Source organism: Candidatus Palauibacter sp. (assembly GCF_965216145.1).
Classification (GTDB): domain Bacteria; phylum Gemmatimonadota; class Gemmatimonadetes; order Palauibacterales; family Palauibacteraceae; genus Palauibacter.
The window spans coordinates 3,719,182-3,736,010 of record NZ_OZ244149.1 but is presented as its reverse complement, the minus strand read 5'-3'; the positions used below and the strand labels follow the sequence as shown (position 1 = coordinate 3,736,010).

At 68.4% G+C, this 16,829-nt stretch carries 15 protein-coding genes; 10 read left to right on the top strand and 5 right to left on the bottom strand.

Annotated elements, in window-relative coordinates; genetic code table 11:
• Positions 1 to 13 precede the first annotated feature (13 nt).
• The 10 genes from ACOOHF_RS16075 to ACOOHF_RS16030 all read left to right on the top strand — a co-directional run bounded on the left by ACOOHF_RS16075 (position 14) and on the right by ACOOHF_RS16030 (position 8,355).
• Positions 14 to 454, top strand: a complete 441-nt coding sequence (locus ACOOHF_RS16075; RefSeq protein WP_420462446.1) for a GNAT family N-acetyltransferase — start codon at positions 14 to 16, stop codon at positions 452 to 454.
• A 14-nt stretch (positions 455 to 468) separates the two neighbouring features.
• Complete coding sequence (locus ACOOHF_RS16070) at positions 469 to 888, top strand: BsuPI-related putative proteinase inhibitor (RefSeq protein ID WP_420462445.1); 420 nt, start codon at positions 469 to 471, stop codon at positions 886 to 888.
• Between the two features lie 45 nt (positions 889 to 933).
• Positions 934 to 2,721 carry a M28 family peptidase gene (locus ACOOHF_RS16065; RefSeq protein ID WP_420464387.1) on the top strand — a complete coding sequence of 596 codons (1,788 nt, stop codon included), beginning with the start codon at positions 934 to 936 and terminating at the stop codon, positions 2,719 to 2,721.
• A gap of 5 nt (positions 2,722 to 2,726) precedes the next feature.
• Positions 2,727 to 3,428: a hypothetical protein gene (locus ACOOHF_RS16060; protein ID WP_420462444.1), complete on the top strand. Its 702-nt coding sequence runs from the start codon at positions 2,727 to 2,729 to the stop codon at positions 3,426 to 3,428.
• Positions 3,425 to 3,676, top strand: coding sequence for a hypothetical protein (locus tag ACOOHF_RS16055; RefSeq protein ID WP_420462443.1), 252 nt, complete (start codon positions 3,425 to 3,427; stop codon positions 3,674 to 3,676). The genes ACOOHF_RS16060 and ACOOHF_RS16055 overlap by 4 nt, the downstream gene beginning before the upstream one ends.
• Entirely contained in the window at positions 3,673 to 5,166 is a 1,494-nt protein-coding gene (locus ACOOHF_RS16050) for a sodium:solute symporter family protein (protein WP_420462442.1), read from the top strand. Before ACOOHF_RS16055 ends, ACOOHF_RS16050 begins: the two co-directional genes overlap by 4 nt.
• A gap of 12 nt (positions 5,167 to 5,178) precedes the next feature.
• Positions 5,179 to 5,958 carry a cyclase family protein gene (locus ACOOHF_RS16045; RefSeq protein WP_420462441.1) on the top strand — a complete coding sequence of 260 codons (780 nt, stop codon included), beginning with the start codon at positions 5,179 to 5,181 and terminating at the stop codon, positions 5,956 to 5,958.
• A gap of 29 nt (positions 5,959 to 5,987) precedes the next feature.
• Entirely contained in the window at positions 5,988 to 6,806 is an 819-nt protein-coding gene (locus ACOOHF_RS16040; RefSeq protein WP_420462440.1) for a hypothetical protein, read from the top strand.
• 108 nt (positions 6,807 to 6,914) lie between these two features.
• Complete coding sequence (locus ACOOHF_RS16035; RefSeq protein WP_420462439.1) at positions 6,915 to 7,778, top strand: hypothetical protein; 864 nt, start codon at positions 6,915 to 6,917, stop codon at positions 7,776 to 7,778.
• 235 nt (positions 7,779 to 8,013) lie between these two features.
• A complete protein-coding gene (locus ACOOHF_RS16030) occupies positions 8,014 to 8,355 on the top strand; it encodes a DoxX family protein (RefSeq protein ID WP_420462438.1) in 342 nt (113 codons plus the stop codon).
• Positions 8,356 to 8,443: 88 nt separating this feature from the next.
• Here ACOOHF_RS16030 and ACOOHF_RS16025 read toward each other — a convergent pair whose 3' ends face one another.
• The 5 genes from ACOOHF_RS16025 to ACOOHF_RS16005 all read right to left on the bottom strand — a co-directional run bounded on the left by ACOOHF_RS16025 (position 8,444) and on the right by ACOOHF_RS16005 (position 16,816).
• Positions 8,444 to 9,775 carry a 6-bladed beta-propeller gene (locus ACOOHF_RS16025; RefSeq protein ID WP_420462437.1) on the bottom strand — a complete coding sequence of 444 codons (1,332 nt, stop codon included), beginning with the start codon at positions 9,773 to 9,775 and terminating at the stop codon, positions 8,444 to 8,446.
• A 128-nt stretch (positions 9,776 to 9,903) separates the two neighbouring features.
• Positions 9,904 to 11,199, bottom strand: coding sequence for a 6-bladed beta-propeller (locus ACOOHF_RS16020; protein WP_420462436.1), 1,296 nt, complete (start codon positions 11,197 to 11,199; stop codon positions 9,904 to 9,906).
• Between the two features lie 136 nt (positions 11,200 to 11,335).
• On the bottom strand, positions 11,336 to 12,622 hold the full coding sequence (locus ACOOHF_RS16015; RefSeq protein ID WP_420462435.1) for a 6-bladed beta-propeller: 1,287 nt from the start codon (positions 12,620 to 12,622) through the stop codon (positions 11,336 to 11,338).
• 123 nt (positions 12,623 to 12,745) lie between these two features.
• Positions 12,746 to 13,585 (bottom strand): DUF1295 domain-containing protein, encoded by an 840-nt coding sequence (locus tag ACOOHF_RS16010; RefSeq protein ID WP_420462434.1) that lies wholly within the window; start codon positions 13,583 to 13,585, stop codon positions 12,746 to 12,748.
• 24 nt (positions 13,586 to 13,609) lie between these two features.
• A complete protein-coding gene (locus ACOOHF_RS16005) occupies positions 13,610 to 16,816 on the bottom strand; it encodes a VPS10 domain-containing protein (RefSeq protein WP_420462433.1) in 3,207 nt (1,068 codons plus the stop codon).
• Positions 16,817 to 16,829: the final 13 nt, after the last annotated feature.

The window sequence follows — 16,829 nt, the reverse complement described above, 5'->3', positions numbered from 1 at the left end:
CCTCGCGCCCGGCGTGATCGTCAGGGAAGCGGGACTCGAGGATGTCGACCGGCTGGTGCCCCTGTTCGACGGGTATCGCCGGTTCTACCGGCAACCCTCGGATCCGGAGGGCGCGCGCCGCTTCCTGGCCGAGCGCCTCGGGGCCCGAGAGTCGCGCGTCTTCGTGGCGGAGACCCCGGAGGGGAGGGCGGTGGGGTTCGTGCAGCTTTTCCCGTCCTTCTCCTCGGTCTCGATGAAGCGTCTGTGGATCCTGAACGATCTCTTCATCGCGCCGGAAGCGAGGCGGACCGGGGTGGCGCGCGCCCTCATGGAACGGGCGCGGCTGCTCGCGGTCGAGACCGGGGCCAAGGGCCTGATCCTCGAGACCGAATCCCACAACGCTCCCGCAAAGACGTTGTACGAGGAACTCGGCTGGGAACTGGGCGGCACCCACCACTACGAGTTGCAGGTCTGAACTTGGTCGGTCGGGTGCGAATTGGACTCGCGTTGCCCGCGTTCGTGCCGCTGGCGTGGCTGATGGCCGCGCCCTCCACGCAGGATCTGCGCCTGGCTCTCTCGCTGGGAGAGGCACTCCCGACCGCCGGCACGCCCATCGTCCTGGAGCTGGCCGCCACCAACGATGGCGAAGCTCCGCTCGTCCTCGACTTCCCCGACGGGCAGCGCTACGACTTCGAGGTGTTCTCGGAGGACGGCGCCTCCGTGTGGCGTTGGGCCGAGGGCATGTTCTTCACCATGATGCTGGGCCGGGAGAGGCTCGATCCCGGGACTTCGCTGCGCTGGGTCGAGCGCATCGAGGATGGGTTGCCGGCCGGCGTCTACCGCGTGGTGGCGACGCTGACTACGGTTGAACCGCACACCATCGAGGGCACACTCACCGTCCTTCAGTGAACTCACGCCAACCGCGATCCCGGGAGATGATGACAATTGAGTGAGATGACGCTGGCCGCGCGTCCCGCCGCGCTCGAACCCGACCTCCTGGACCTGGTCTCCTTCGACGCGGGCTGGACGATGCTCGAGCGGTTTTCGACGCTCGTGCGCGAGTCCGGGAGCGAGGACGAACACGTCGCGGCCGAATACATCGCCGCCGAGTTGGCCCGGATGGGCGTGCCGTTCGAGATGCATGAGCCCGATCTCTATCTCTCGCTCCCCCGCGAGTCCTCGGTCGAATGGAGCAGGGGCTCGATGCGGGCCAAGCCGCCGTCGTTCGCCGTGCCGACGCCGGACGGCGGGCTGGAGGCGGAACTCGTGTACGTGCCCGCGGCGGCCGCGACGGGCCAGCGGGACCTGTTCGCCCGACGGCTCGGCGACGATCTGCCCGATGTGGCCGGCAAGATCGTGCTCAGCGAGGGCTACGCGATGCCCGGCATGGTGTCGGCCTTCGAGGAGGCGGGTGCGGTGGGCCAGGTCTTCATCAACCCGGGGGAGAATATCCACTGGGGGATCTGCACGTCCATCTGGGGGACGCCGACCACCCGGAACCTGCCGTCGAAGCCCTCGACGCCGGTCGCAGCCGTGAACAACCCGGACGGAGAACGCCTGAAGGCGGCCGTCGGCGAGCGCGTGCGGCTCGAGGTCCGGACGGAGGAGGGCTGGTATCCGTGCAAGCTCCCCGTGGCTCACATCCCCGGGGCCTCGGACGAGTTCATGCTCGTGCACGGCCACTACGACTCGTGGGATGTGGGGATCGGCGACAACGCGGTGGGGGATGCGACGCTGCTCGAACTCGCGCGGATCTTCCACGCGCGGGCGGGGAGCCTGAAGCGCTCGTTGCGCATTGCCTGGTGGCCGGCGCACTCGACCGGGCGCTACGGCGGCTCGACCTGGTACGCGGACGCCCATGCGCTCGAACTGCGCAAGCGCTGCGTGGGGGCGATCGACATCGACTCCCCCGGATGCTGGCACGCGACGGAGTACGACGACGTGATGTGGATGGCCGAGGCGGGGCCGCTGTGCGCGCGCGCGATCGCCGACGTCACCGGGAAGACCGCGAAGCGACTGCGACCGCTGCGGGCCGGTGACTATTCGTTCAATCAGATCGGGCTCACGTCGTTCTACATGCTGCTCTCGAACATCCCGGCCAACGAGCGCGAGGCGCTTGGTTTCTATCCGACGGGCGGGTGCGGCGGGAACATCGCCTGGCACACGGAAGACGACGTCATGGACGTGGCCGAGCGCGCGAACCTCGAGCGCGACCTCGGCGTCTACGTGGCGTCGATCGCGCGGGTCCTCGACGCGCGGGTGCTCCCGTACGACTTCCGGGAGACGGTCGCGGAGCTGGGAGGCTTCATCGACGGGTACGTCGAGGCGGCCGGCGGACACCTCGATCTGAATGAAGTGCGGGATGAACTGGACGGCCTCGCGGAGGCCCTGGGCGATCTCTACGGGACGATCGCATCGCTGGAGCTGGAGGGTTCGGAGGCCGACGGCGATGTGGAGGCGTTGAACGGGCTCTTCCTGGAGCTCTCGCGCATCCTGGTGCCGATCGGCTACGCGGAGGGCGGGCCGTTCGACCACGACCCGGCGCTGCCCCGCACGCCGATCCCGCGGCTGGCCCGCGTCGGGGAGCTGTCGGGCCTCGCCGAGGCGGGGTCGGAGCTGCTCCCGTTCCTGCAGAACGAACTGCGCCGCGAGGCGAACCACGTGGCCAATGGGTTCTTCGAGGCCGCCCGGGCGGTGCGCCGCGTCCAGACACGGCTGGCAACATTCGGGGCCGCGGGCTGACGCGCGTGCGACGCACGGGCGTGCAGCGGCCGGGCGCACGAGCGGCGAGGCTGCCAACCCTTGCGGCGGCGCTGACCGCGCTGGCCGGGGTGCTGATCGCGGCCCCGGCGGCGGCGCAGACGACGGATACCGTGTTCGTTGAACTGCGTGCCGACGCGGCCCACGTGCAGCAACGTCTCGTGCCGGACAGCGGCGCCGTGCGGGTCGTCGCCATCAGGTTCGAAGAGCAGACGGTGTCGCTGACCGGGGCGACGCAGGAGGGCGTGCCCATCCCCGGCGTCGAGGTCGCTCCGACCCCGGGGGGCCGGGCCTACCGGATCGACGTCGCATCCGCGGCCCCCGTCGTCATCACCTACACAGTGCGCGGGCGGCTGGACCGGATTCCCCTCTTCGTGGCCGGGGGGCGGGCCGAGCAGACCGTCGTGCACGAGGCCGCCGAGCCTTGGCTCATCCGCCTGGAGGGCGATCCGGCCGCGCTCGATGGGCTGGACCTGTCGACGAGCCTGCCGCGCTTCACCCGGGCCGGCGAGGGCGCCATTACGGCCACCCTGTCGAGCGTGCCGGGGCTGCTCCGGCTGTCGCGCGGCGGCGCGCTCTCGTTCGCGCGCGTCGCCGACTTGGCGGTCCTCGCGCTGCTGTTGAGCGCCGCGATCTGGACGTGGCGGAACGCGCGAGTCCGCCGCGAGGGCGGCGAACCCGGCCGATGACGATCATCCTGATCGCGGCGGGCTTCTTCGCCCTGGGCCTCACGATGGTCTTCCTTTTCCGGTCGGCCGTGAACAGAGACGACGAACTCGAACGGCGCTGGGCCGAAGTCGTGGGCCAGCGCTCGGAACGCGAGAGGTCGCCGTCCGCGGACGGGTCCGCTGCGCGACCCGCGAGCCACGGCGCCGGAGACGATGCCGCTCCGCGTTCGGCGTCCGGGACCTCGGAATCAGGCGAAGGCCCCGGATGAGCGGCGTCTTCTTCGTCGTCCTCGGGGTGTATATCGCCGTCATCATGAGCATCTCGATCTGGAGCTACTTCCGGACCAAGACCGAAGTCGACTTCCTCGCCGCGGGCCGCTCGATCGGCCCCATCGTCGGCGGAGCAGTCCTCGCCGCCACCCAGATCTCGGCCGGCACCTTCGTCGGCACGGCCGGCCGCCACTACCTCGCCGGCGTCTCGTGGGTCTTCCCCTGGCTCGGACTGTGGGCCGGATGGCTCGTGTGCGCCTTCTTCGTCGCCCCCAAGCTCCGGCGCCTCGGTGCGCTCACGGTCCCCGACTACATCTCCGCCCGCTTCGGAAGTCCGCTGGCCGGAGCCCTGGCGGGAGTCCTCATCGTCGTCGCCTACACGATCTACCTCGTGGCCCAGTTCCAGGCTGGCGGCGAGGTGGCGGAGGTCGTGTTCGGGATCCGCCCGCTCACCGCAATGCTCATCATCGTCGCCTCGACCGCGCTGTACACGCTCCTCGGCGGGGTCCGCTCCAGTTCCTACATCGACTTCCTGCAGACGATGATCATGATCGCGGCGCTCATCGTCGCGGTCCCCGTGCTCCTCAACCAGGTCGGGGGCGGAGATCCGCTCGCGGCGGTCCAGCGCTCGCTCGGCTTCCTCGACACGCTCGACGATCGCCTCGTGGGCTGGTACTACAGGCCCCGGGAGTTGCTCGCGTTCGCGATCGCGTTCGGCCTCTCGATCGCCGCCGCGCCCTACGAACTCACCCGCTTCTACTCGATGCGGGACGAGCGCACCGTGCGCCGCGCGATCTTCATCGCGATCGGATTCCAGGTGGTGATCGCCACCTGCATCATGTCGATCGGCATGCTCATGCGGGTGCTGTTCCCGAACCTCCCCTCCCAGGACCAGGCGACGGCGATCATGGCGCTCCATGTGCTGCCCCCGGTCGTCGGGGCGCTCCTCCTCGTGGCGATGCTCTCCGCGATCATGTCCACCGTGAACTCCGTCCTCCTCGTGACCGGCGCCGGCGTCGCCCACGACCTGTACGGCAAGTTCATCCGGCCCAACGCGAGCCAGAAACACCTCGTGAACGCGAACCGGTTGGCGATCGTCGTCCTCTCCATCATCCCCCTCTACTTCGCGCTCCAGAAGCTGGGAGACGTACAGGGGATCGTCCTCGAGCAGGCGAAGTTCATCGCCTCCTTCTTCTTCGTCCCCATCGTCATCGGTCTCAACTGGCGGGGGGGTACCGCGAAGGGGGCGGTCGCGGCCATGATCGGCGGGTTCCTGGCGTGTCTCGCCTGGACGGTCTTCTTCCAGGAGCATTACTTCCCTCTGTACGGGATCGATTCCGTCGAACCGGGGGTTGCAGTGAGCCTCGTGCTGTTCATCGTCGTCTCGAAGCTGACGAAACCGAATCCCGGCCAGAAGCTGGAAGTGTTTTTCGCGGAGCAGGAAAAGGACCGGAATAAGAACCGGAAGAAGAACCACAAGAAAGGATAGGAGAGACGCCTGATGTCCGACGTCCTGACACGACTCGTTGAAGAACTGAACGCCGGCAGGGTGCGGGTGGTCGATCTCACGATCCCGCTCGGCCCGGATACCGTCGTCATCGATCTGCCCCCCATGTTCGCGCCCTCGAAAGGGGTGACGATCGAGCGGATCTCGAGGTATGACGAGGACGGCCCGGCCTGGTACTGGAACAACCTCACGCTCGGCGAACACACGGGGACGCACTTCGACGCCCCGATCCACTGGGTGACCGGGAAGGGCTGCCCCAACGGGACGACGGACACGATCCCGCCGCGGAAGTTCGTCGGACCCGCGTGCGTGATCGACGTGGAGGCGGAGGTCGAGGCGGACCCCGATTTTCTGCTCACTCCGGCGGCGCTCGAGGCGTGGGAAGCGGAGCACGGGCGGGTCCCGGAGGGGGCCTGGGTCTTCCTGCGCACGGGCTGGAGTCGGCGCAGCGGGAAGGAAGCGTTCCTCAATGTGGGAGAGGACGGACCGCACTCCCCGGGATTTCACCAGGAGACGTCGGCCCTGCTGGCCCATGACCGCGCGGTTCTCGGGGTCGGGGTGGAGACGGTCGGGACCGACGCGGGCCAGGCGGGAACGTTCGATCCGCCGTTTCCCAACCACGGGACCATGCACGGCGCGGGGAGATTCGGGCTCGCGAGCCTCTGCAACCTCGATCAACTCCCCCCGACGGGCGCCGTGGCGATCGCCGCCCCTCTGAAGATCGTCGAGGGGAGCGGAAGCCCCCTGCGCGTGATCGCCCTGGCCCCGGCGTAGCGGCGGGCAGCGGGGAGGGAGATCGCGCCATGGACCGGGCCGAGCGGCAGCGATCCGCTTACCGGAAGGTCTTGGAGGCGCTGGACGAGGCCATCTTCTGGCTGGGGCGGGTGCCCACAGGGGACCATGATGCCGAGCGGCAGGGGACCTTTCGCCTCGGAGAAGCGGGAGGGATCGCGTTTGCCGCCCATTTCCCGGGAATGAACTCCGGGGCCCTCTTTGGCGAAATCTCCGACGCTGTCGAGACGGAGGATCTGGACAGGGTCCGTCAAGTACGGAGCCTGGTCGAATCGAGGTTGCGATCGGGCGACGGCGCGGAGGGAAGAGCTTCCGCGGAGGATGCTCTCGACTGGGATGCGGGCTATCTGCAGGTCCTCGCTGTCCTGAACGAAACGCGACAAGCCCGGGAAGACGGTGACACTCACCGATACTGGATCATGTCAGGTTTCCTCGCCGGCTTCCTGCACTGGGATAGAAGACTGGGACGAGATGAGCTTGGACCCCTGCGAGATGAAGTGATCGCCGCCTGCAATGAGGGGTGGGGGGCGGCCCTGTGGGTGGAATGGGAGGCGATCCGGGAAGAGTGGTTGGCTGGCGACTCGCAGGAGTCCCCGCAGGACCCGGATCTTCTGTTGAGGTGGCTGGGCCTGCGCCTGGCCGCCGCCGACTTGATGACCGGTTCGCTCTCTCCCAGCCGCGCCGGCGGGGCGGACGACGCAGGGAGCGAGGAGGGGTCGGATGAAAGCGCGTGCTTCCTGCGGTGCGAACGCTCGACCCGGCGCGCGCAGAGCTTCGGCAAGTGGGCCGCCAACCGGGATCACGCAGCGGGGGACGATCCGGAGACATGAGGAATCGGCGTCGCTCTCTCCGCCCTCCCGGACGTTCCCGCGGGAACGTCAAGACCGGCGGGCTGGCAAGAGACGAGGGCCCCGGCGTAGCGGCCAGCAGGGGGACCAATGGACCGTGAAGAGCGCAGATCCGCCTACCGGATGGTCGTGCAAGCGTTTGACGAAGCCCGGTCCTGTCAGGATCGGGACGAGGCGGAGAGTCTCTTCCACCTGGGACGGGCGGGCGGGATCGCCTTCGACCGCTACCTCGCGGGGATCGAAGCCGCCGCGCTCTTCGACGACATCTCCGACGCCGCCGAGACCCGGGATTGGGATCAGGTGCGTCGGATCAAGAAGGCGATCCTGTCGATGCCGCGTTCGGATCCCGACCCTGAGGAACATGCGTCCGGCGAGGATTCTCCGGACTGGACCTCGGGATACCTGCAAATGGGGGCCGTTCTTGGCGAAGCACGGCTCGCCCGGGAGGAAGGTGACGCGCACCGCGACTCGCTGATGGCAGGTTTCCTCGTGGGCCTCATGGGTCGGGAATCGGGATGGCGATACGAGCACGGTCCCCTGGGAGACGCGGTGCTCGCCGCCTATGACAGAGACCCGGAGCGAGCCAACCTGTGGGTGGAGGCGCAGGAGATCCGGCCACGGGAGCGGGCTGACGAATCGCCTGAGACGGACAAGCGGCATCTTCTTCTGAGGTGGGTGGGGGAGCGGTTGGCCGCGGGCCATCGCTTCAGCGAGCCGCTGTTCTCCCATTCTGTAGGTGAGACGGAGGACGAGCGACGAGAGAGAGAGGCATGGGAGGGGGCGTACTTCGAACGAGAGGAAGCCTCCATTAGGCGCGCGCAGAACTTCGGGCGGAGGATCGCTGGCCGGGACGTCAAGGGCATATGGATTCCCGGGAGCTACGCTCTGAACCGTGCTCTGGTCCTTGGATCCCACGAGGGGGACGGCCCGACGGCCGACGATCCGGACGCGTGACCGACAGTCGGATCCGGGGGCGGGCCGCCTGGGTGGTTTCACTCTCGGGCGGGCGAGTTCCCGCAGATCTCTGTGCCTCTGGTGTGGCTAATCCTCGCGGCAGGTCGGGCGGCGCCCCGCGCGATGTTCCCGCGGAAACGTCGAGACCGGCGGGCTGGCAGTAGCCGAAGGATAGACCAAGGTTCACGGGTTGGACCAAGGGCGGACCGGATACCCGTAACGCGAGGAGCGTCCAGTGGCGAACAACGGAAACGCAGGCAAGGCCGTAAAGGTGGCGTCGATCCTTCTGGCGCTGCTCTTCCTTCTGAACGGCGGGATGAAGGTCGCCGGGATGATGGTCGATCAGTTCGCCATGTGGGGGTATCCCGCCTGGTTCCAGTACCTGATCGGCGTCGCCGAAGTGCTGGCGGGGGTCGCGTTCCTGCGGCAGAGCACGCGGTTCCTGGCGGCCGTCGCCGTGATCCCGATCATGGCGGGCGCGATCTACACCCTCGTGAGGGCGGGCACGGCGGCGAATTCCGTGGTCCCGGCCGTGGCGCTGCTGCTCGCGCTCTTCGTCGCGAAGAAGTCGCGGTAGAAACCGCCGCGGCTCGGCGCGGACGTTCCCGCGGGAACGTTTCCGCGCCGCCGGGCACAGGCGGTCGTCGAGCCCGGACCCGACCCGGCTAGGGGGTGTCGCCGGACTCCAGTAGCTGATCCCCGGCGAGCCGGACGACGCGGACGCGCTGAATGTCGAGTTCGTCCCGGTCGATGTAGGCCAGCAGGCCTCCCGGGCCGAAGGCGGCAGGGATCCGGAGTGCGTCGGGGGCGATGGTGCCGAAGTACTGCCCGTCCGCGGTGAGAATGTCCGTGGGACCGGGCTCTCCCATCAGGGCCGAGCGCTGGACCCAGATGCGGTCGCTCCAGTCCACGGCCAGTCTCGAGATGACCGGGACCTCCTCCGGGAAGGCCATGTTCTCGATCCGATCTTCCCGCATGCGGCGCATCGCGTCCGGGTCGGGACCGCTCGCCCCCCGGCCCCCGAGGGCCGCTCCCGCCGAAACCGTGCCCGAGATGATGATACTGGTCGCTCCTCCGCCCCCTCCGCCTCCGCTTCCGCCTTCCGCCAGGGCGGCGAGCCGGCGGTCACGCTCCGCGTCCCGGATCTCGTCGGTCACGGCGACCGGCGGGATGGGCCGCTCGAGCGTGCCCGTCGCCTCCCCCGAGCCATCGAGGATCTTGACCCGATAGCCGACCGAATCGGCCAGGACGACGCGGCCATCCCGGAGTACGCCGAAGCTCAGGGGAAGGGGGAAGGCCTCCATCCCCGACATGATGATCCGCATGTCTCCGGCCTGCGCGTCGGTGTCCTCGACGGGCGGCCCTGCCCAGGCCGAGTGGAATTCGTCCTGCGTCCCGTCGAGCCGGAACCGTCCGATGGGTCGGCCTTCCGGCTCCTCCTCTTCCTCCTCTTCTCCCATGAGCGCCCCAAAAGATCGGCCGATGATCCCCGCGGAGAGGAGGCTGTGGTCCGGCATGGCGAACATCCGAGGGCCGGGCATCCCGGTCTGGAAGGTGAAACCGGCCTCCTGGAGTGATTCACCCTCGCGGCTGAAGACCCTTATCCCCCGATTCATGTCGTTGACGGCGATGCGCCCATCGCCGAGCACCGCCAGGCCCACCGCCTGGTTGAGTTCCCCGGGTCCCTCGCCCTTGTTGGAGATGGCACGGACGAACTGACCGGCCGGATCGACGACGACGACGTGGCCGGCGTCATTGTCGAGGATGAAGAGCGAGCCGTCCTCCCCGAAGGCGACGCCCCTCACGCTGCCGAACATCTCCCACGCGGCGCCATCCAATACACCCACGGTGTAGACCTCCTCCACGCCGGGCTGGAGGGGGATGTCGGGGCTGTCGAGCCCGGCGGTGGCGGGATCCCCGTCCCCGCCGCAACCAGCGGCAGCAAGCGGAGAGGCGATAAGGATGACGTGACGCGTGCGGTTGCGGATGTTGCGCATGAGGCTTCCTTCCATGTGACGGGGGCGACGCCGGTGACGGCGACGAATCCGGGCGCGGGCCGGACATCGGCTGTGACAGTGGAGGCCGGGGAAACGGTTGTCCACGGCCGGCATCATGGAGCGCCCTCCTACAGTTCGCCCGCCGCGAGCCGGACCACGCGGACGCGCTGGACGCCGAGTTCATCGGTCTCAATGTAGGCCAGCAGGCCGCCCGGCCCGAACGCAGCTGGGATCCGCGGGCCCTCGGGCGCGATCGTTCCCAGGTAGCGTCCATCTGCGGTGAGAATGTCGGTGGGACCCGATTCGCCGGGAAGCGCCGTGCGCTGGACCCAGATCCGGTCGCTCCAGTCCACGGCGATCCTCGCGATGACCGGCACTTCCTCGGGGAACACCATGTTTCCGACCTGCCGCCGGTACGTGTCGCGCAGGGACGCTTCCAGGGCCGCTGGATCGGGTGGACCGGAGGATCCGCTCGGGGGCCGGATGAACACCGTGGAAATGCCCTCCATAAGCACGTCCTGGGACACTTCCTCGGAATCCAGCAACGCAAGCCGCCGTTCGCGTTCGGCATCGCGGACCCGTGGTGTGACCTCGGCCGGAACCAGAGGGCGCTCGAACGTGGTGACCGATTCTCCTGCCGGGCCAGCCGGGGCGAGGATCTTGATCCGGTATCCGACCGAGTCGACGATGACGACTCGGCCATCCCGCAGCGCGCCAAGTTCGAGCGGAGGCGGAAAAGCCTGGATCGGGCGCATCTGCAGGAAGATCGCCCCGGATTCCAGGTCTTCGAGTCGTGTGTCGTCAATCGGAGGGCCGGGCCAGGCCCCGTAGAGCAGCTCGCCGCTCCCGTCAGGTCGGAAGCGCATGATGGGCCGGATTTCGCCGGATCCATCCTCCTCCACGGAGCGGCGAAAGACCTCTGCCGTCACGACGCTATGGTCGGGAAGCGCATGGAAGGGGGCCCCCGGGATCCCCTCCTCGGTCGCGAATCGGATCCCTTCCAGGAAAGCGCCGTCGCGACTGAACAGCTGCAGCCTGACCTTCGCGTAGTCCATGACGCCGATTCGTCCGTCGGAAAACACGGCCAGACCTTCGGGCAGGCCCAACTCCCCGGGTCCCTCGCCCTCGTTCGAGACTGTCCGCACATACCGGCCCGCAGTGTCGACTACGACGATGTGCCCGGCCCCCTCGTCGAGGATGAACAGGGTACCGTCGGCATCGAACGCGAGGCTCGATACGCTCCCGAAGGTCTCCCACGGTTCGCCCACGACGGCGCCCACGGTGTAGACGGCCTCCACGGCTGGCTCGATGGAGAAATCGGGACTGTCGAGCCCTGCCGAACCAGGCGAACCATCGCCGGAATCGACCCCGCATCCGGCGCAGAGGAGTATCGCGGCCAGACCCACCCGAGGGGCTGGGTCCATGGCTGGCAGACCGCGGGAGGGATCAAGCAACCGCATGGGCTCCGCTCCATGGCTGAATCGTGCGACAGTCGGCAATCGCGGGATGGAGCAGAAGTTACTATTCAACTAGTAGCACGAAAAGTCCCACGACGGGATCCTACCGTCCGCTCTCCAGGAGTCTGCCATCGGCGAGGCGGATGACCCGGACGCGCTGGACGTCGAAGTCGTCCCGTTCGACGTACGCCAGCAGCCCGTCCGGTCCAAAGGCGGCAGGGATTCGCAGGCCATCCGAGGGGATGGTGCCGAGGTATCGCCCGTCCGCCGTGAGGACATCCGTCGGGCCGGTCTCGCCCGCAAGCGCCGTTCGCTGAACCCAGATGCGGTCGCTGCGGTCCACGGCGATGCTCGCGATGACCGGAATCTCCTCGGGAAATATCATAGCGCGGATGCGATCTTCCGCCCGGCGCATTGCCTCCCGCATCGCGTCCCGCATCGCCTCCGGACTGACATCGCCGGGGCGCCCGCCGACTTGCTGGACGGATACGGGCACGCTCCCATCCTGCGATCTCAGCGCAGCGATCCGCCGAGCGCGCTCCGCCGTGCGTACCTGCTCGGTCACGCCGATCGGCGTCAGGGGGCGTTCAAGGACGTCCATCACCCGACCCGACGAATCCAGAAGCTTGATCCGATATCCGATCGAATCGACCAGCGCGATGCGGCCATCCCGGAGCACACCGAGGCTCAAGGGCGGACGGAACGCCTCCATCGGACTCGCCACGACCCTGGCCACCCGCTCCCTCGCCCCGCTCTCGAGCGCCGCTGGAGGCGGGTCGTCCCAGGCGGCGTAGAATACCTTGCGGGTCCCGTCGAGACGGAAGCGCGTGATCGGCCGACCCTCGTCCGCTCCAATCATGGTGGAGACCGAGACCCCGATCAGTTCGGGTGAGAGGAGGCTGTGGTCCGGCAGGGCGTAGGTCGGCGATCCGGGCATGCCCTCGGCGACGCTGAACGGGACGGCATCCAGAAAGTCACCGTCACGGCTGAAGAGCTGCAGGCCCCGCTTCGCGAGATCGTTGACGCCGATCCGGCCGTCGCGGAAGACAACAAGTGCGATCGGCTGGCCAAGCTCGCCGGGCCCTTCCCCATTGCGCGAGATCGTTCGGACGAAGTCGCCGGCGGAATCGATGACCACGATGTGCCCGGCGAGGTCATCGAGGATGAACAGCGTGCCGTCGGCGTCGAATGTGACATCCGAGATGTGGCCGAACATCTCCCACGCGGCGCCTTCGACCACTCCGACAGTGAAGATTGTTTCGACAGCGGGGGAGATGGGCCTGTCAGTGTCGGCGACCTGCGCCGCGACGGGGCCGCCGCCCGGGCCCGCTGCGGCGAGCGAGAGCGCGACCAAGGCCACCCGACAGATGCGGCCGTGAGCAGAATGCATGGTGCCACCTCACCGGACAGGGGCGACCTCGACGCCCGGAAGGATCTCCCGGCACCGGTCGGACGTTTCTGGGACAGACGAAGCTGCGTGGTTGGTTGTCCTTGATCCGCTAGAGGCGGCGGGCTAACGCGTCTTTCCGAGTTCGAGTCCGGGGATGAGCGCCGGTGTGCGCGCCTGGTAGTCGCGATAGGCGGGGTACTTCGCCGCGGAGATCGACTCGGTGAGTCGCATCGACGGGATGAGCAACGCCGTGAGCAGGATGAAGCCCAAACCCGTCCAGTGGATCCACTCCCCGGAGGCCGAGACGGCGAACAGGTAGAGAACCCACCACATGCCCAACTCGCAGGAGTAGTTCGGATGGCGGCAATAGCGGAACAGCCCGGACGTCATGAAGGGTTGTGCGACCTCTTCCCCGGCCGCGATCCGCCGTTTCTTGTCCTGCTGGAAGCGCCACATCTGCTCGTCGGCCACGGCTTCGCCGACAAACAGGGCGAGGAACAACGCGGCTGTCGTGAAATCCAGCCAGCCGAGCGGGGTCTCGCTCCACTGCGCGGCCTGGTGCACCGGGGAGGTGAACAGCCAGATCAGCAGCATCTGCCCGAAGCTGACGAAGGTGACGTTGAGAAGCTGAAACCTGACCGGCCCGAGCTTCTCCCGGACGGCAATCCATCGGTAGTCCTCGTGACCCGGCCGGAAGGCCCCCTTACGCACGGCGTTGAAGGTCAGGCGCGCCGCCCAGAGGACGATGAGCAGGGTCACCAGGTTCACGCGCCGCGAGCCGAAACCCAGCGCGGCGGCCACCATCACGCAGTACACGGGAGGACACAGCGTCCACAGGCGGTCCACCCAGGAGTAGTCGCGCGTCAGGACCGACACGAGCCACGCCAGGGCGGCGAGGATCAGGCACAGGTCGAGAGCGGTGCCGAACGGTGTCCCCGTCAACGGGTGTGGGATCAAGTTCACGTTCGGCTCCCGCTCACGTCGCGCTCACGTCGCGCTCAGGCGGCGGACGAGCGCTTGCAGCTGCTCGGCGACCGCCTGTACCTCCTCCTGAAGTTCCTCGTGGCGGGCGTAGGCGTCTGCGCCCGGGGCCTGGTCGGCCCGGGACGTCATGCCGCCGAGGTAGTTGAGCTGGCTCAGCAGCATGGGGCGCGGATAGCTGCCGTCGGCATCGTTCACCTGGGCGTCCAGCGCATCGAGGTCCGCCGCCAGTTCGTCGAGCGTGCGGTTCCGCGCGCCGCCCGCGTCCGCGCGGGCCTCCTCCAGCCGCTCCCGAAAGTCGTCGATGCCGTTCGCGACCTCTCGGGCCGCCGCCTGCGTCTCCCGCACGGCGAGGTTGAAGCGGTACTGCTCCTCGAGGTCGGCGACGGTCACTCCCTCGGCCGCGACCCGCGGATCGATCCGCAGTTCGAGCCCGGTCTCGGCCGTCACGTTCCCCGCCGAGAGGCGAACCGTGTAGTTGCCCGGCGGCACGATCGGCCCGCCGCGGCCCTCTCCCTGCGAGCGCATGTCCCAGCGCAGCCGGTGCATGCCGGGGGCGCTCGAGACCGCAGCCATGCCGCCGCCGCGTGGGGCCATGCGCTGCATCGCCGGCCCTCCCGCCCGGCCCGCGCCGCCGCCCGCGCCGCTGGCATACGAACGGATCACGTCACCGTCCGCGTCGAGGACCTCGATCTGCACCGCCTCGTCCGGGCCCGGATCGGGTGAGATCCAGTAGTTGATGTCCGCGCCGCCGCCGCGATACTGAGGCCGCGCCGTGTTTGAGGACCACTCGAAGCCCGAGTTCCGTCCCGGTCGCGTCCGGTACTGCGGCCGCCCATCGAACAGATGGACCGAGCCCGCCCCGGCGACCGCCCCGTCCGCCTCGATCTCGTGCAGCGGCGTGAGGTCATCGAGTACCCAGAACCCGCGGCCCATGGTCGAGAGCGCCAGGTCCTGGCGGTACACCTCGATGTCCGTCACCGGCGTGACCGGAAGGTCGAGCTGGAACGACTGCCACGTCGCCCCGTCGTCGAACGAGATGAAGAGCCCGAACTCCGTCCCCGCGTAGAGGAGCCCCTCGCGGTCCGGATCCTCGCGCACGACCCGCACCGGGAAGTCGGCCGGAATCCCGTTCGTCCCGTCGGTCAGTAGCGTCCACGTCTCCCCCGCGTCCTCCGTGCGGTAGACGTAGGGCCGAAAGTCGCCGAGCAGGAGACGGTAGCCCGCCACGTACACCTTGTCCGGGTCGTGGCGCGAGATGTCGATCGAGTTCATGCGGCCCTCCGCCGGCATGTCCGGCGGCGTCACGTTCTCCCACGACTCCCCGCCGTCGAGCGTCACGTACACCGGGCCATCGTTCGCGCCGGTCCAGATCACGTCGGGGTCGTGCGGCGAAGCCTCGATCACGTACAGCGTGGAGTAGTGTTCCTCGCCCGTCGCGTCGCGCGTGATCGGCCCGCCCGACACCATCTGCCGGTCGGGGCGGAACGCGGTGAGGTCGGGAGAGATCTGATCCCAGGTGCGGCCGCCGTTCGTCGTGCGATGCACGTACTGGGAGCCGTGGAAGACCAGATCCGGGTCGTGCGGCGAGACCTCGATGGGCACGACGCGCTGGAACCGGTAGGGCAGGTTGGCGGGGTTCGTTCCGTAGATGTTCACCGCGCCGACGTAGTACTGCTGCTCCTGCCCCGTGCGCTGGTTGTAGACGCCGAAGCGCCCTTTGCAGTTCGCGTAGACGATGTCCGGGTCACCCGGCTTGGGCACGGCGGGTCCCGTCTCGCAGCCCCCCGGCGAGCGCCAGTAGGCGTCCGGACCGCCCGGGGCCGACAACGACGGCTGCCGGCTGGGCACCGAGACCGTATAGGAGTCGTCCTGCTGGCCCGCGTAGAGCCAGTACGGGAAGCGGTCGTCCACATCGACCTGATAGAGTTCCGCCGTGGGCTGGTTGTTGACCGGCGACCACGTCTGGCCGCCATCCAGCGTCACGACCCCGCCGCCGTCGCTCCCGTGGGCCATGATCCGCGAGTCGTCCGGGTTGATCCACAGGTCGTGATCATCCCCGTGCACGTTCGGGATCGTACTGAAGGTGCGGCCCCCGTCCGTCGACTTCCAGGTGGACAGATTCAGGACATAAACGACGTCGCCGTCCGTCGGGTCCGCCGTGATATTCGTGAAATAGAACGGCCGGTGCATGAGCTGGTTGCGCGGGTCGTCGTTGATCAGCTCCCACGTCTCGCCCGCGTCATCCGAGCGGTACAGTCCCTCGATCGGCTCGGGCGCCTCGACCAGCGCATAGACGCGATCCGGCATGTCCGCCGACACGGAGAAGTCCACCTTGCCGATGAGTCCGTCCGGGAGCCCCGCCGTGATCCGACGCCACGTGTCGCCCCCGTCCGTCGTCTTCCAGATCCCGTCTTCGTCGCTGGCTCCCGAGATGATCGACCAGGGACGCCGCTGGGCCCGCCACATGCCGGCGTAGATGACGTTGGGGTCCGCTGGATGGAACTCGAGGTCCACCGCCCCCACCGAGTCTGACGCGAACAGGATGCGCTCCCAGTCGAGGCCTCCGTTCGAAGACCGATAGACGCCTCTCGTATCACTGTTCCTGAACGGGTTGCCGATCGCTGCCGCATAGACGAGGTCGGGGTTGTTCGGGTGGGCCTTCACGGAACCGATCTGGCCCGCGTCCTCGAGTCCGATGTGGTCCCATGTCTCGCCCGCGTCCGTGGACCTGTAGACGCCCTTGCCGATGATGATGTTCGAGCGGATACCGTCCGAACCCGTCCCCACATAGATGATATTCGGGTCCGAGTCGGCCACCTCGATGTGTCCGATGGAGGGGGAGGCAAAATATCCGTCGGAGATATTCTCCCAGCTCATCCCATAGTTCGTCGTCTTCCACACGCCGCCGCCGGTCGCCCCCTGGTAGAAGGTGTGGGGGTGGGAGCGATGGCCCTCGACCGCCGTGACCCGCCCGCCGCGCGAGGGGCCCACGAAACGGAACGAGAGGCCGCCGAAGAGGCTCGGGTCCACGATGTCTGCGGTCGGGGCCGGCGCCTGGACGCCGGCCGGGAGCCCGCTCTCGTCCGGGAGGGCGCCGCCGGCCGCGCCGTCCTGCGCGGCGAGGGACGACGCGGGGACGACGAGCGCCCCGGGCACGAGGAGAGAGACGAGAAGGGCCCGTGTGCCGGGAACTTGAACGGGGAATCGCATGGTTACTCCTGGT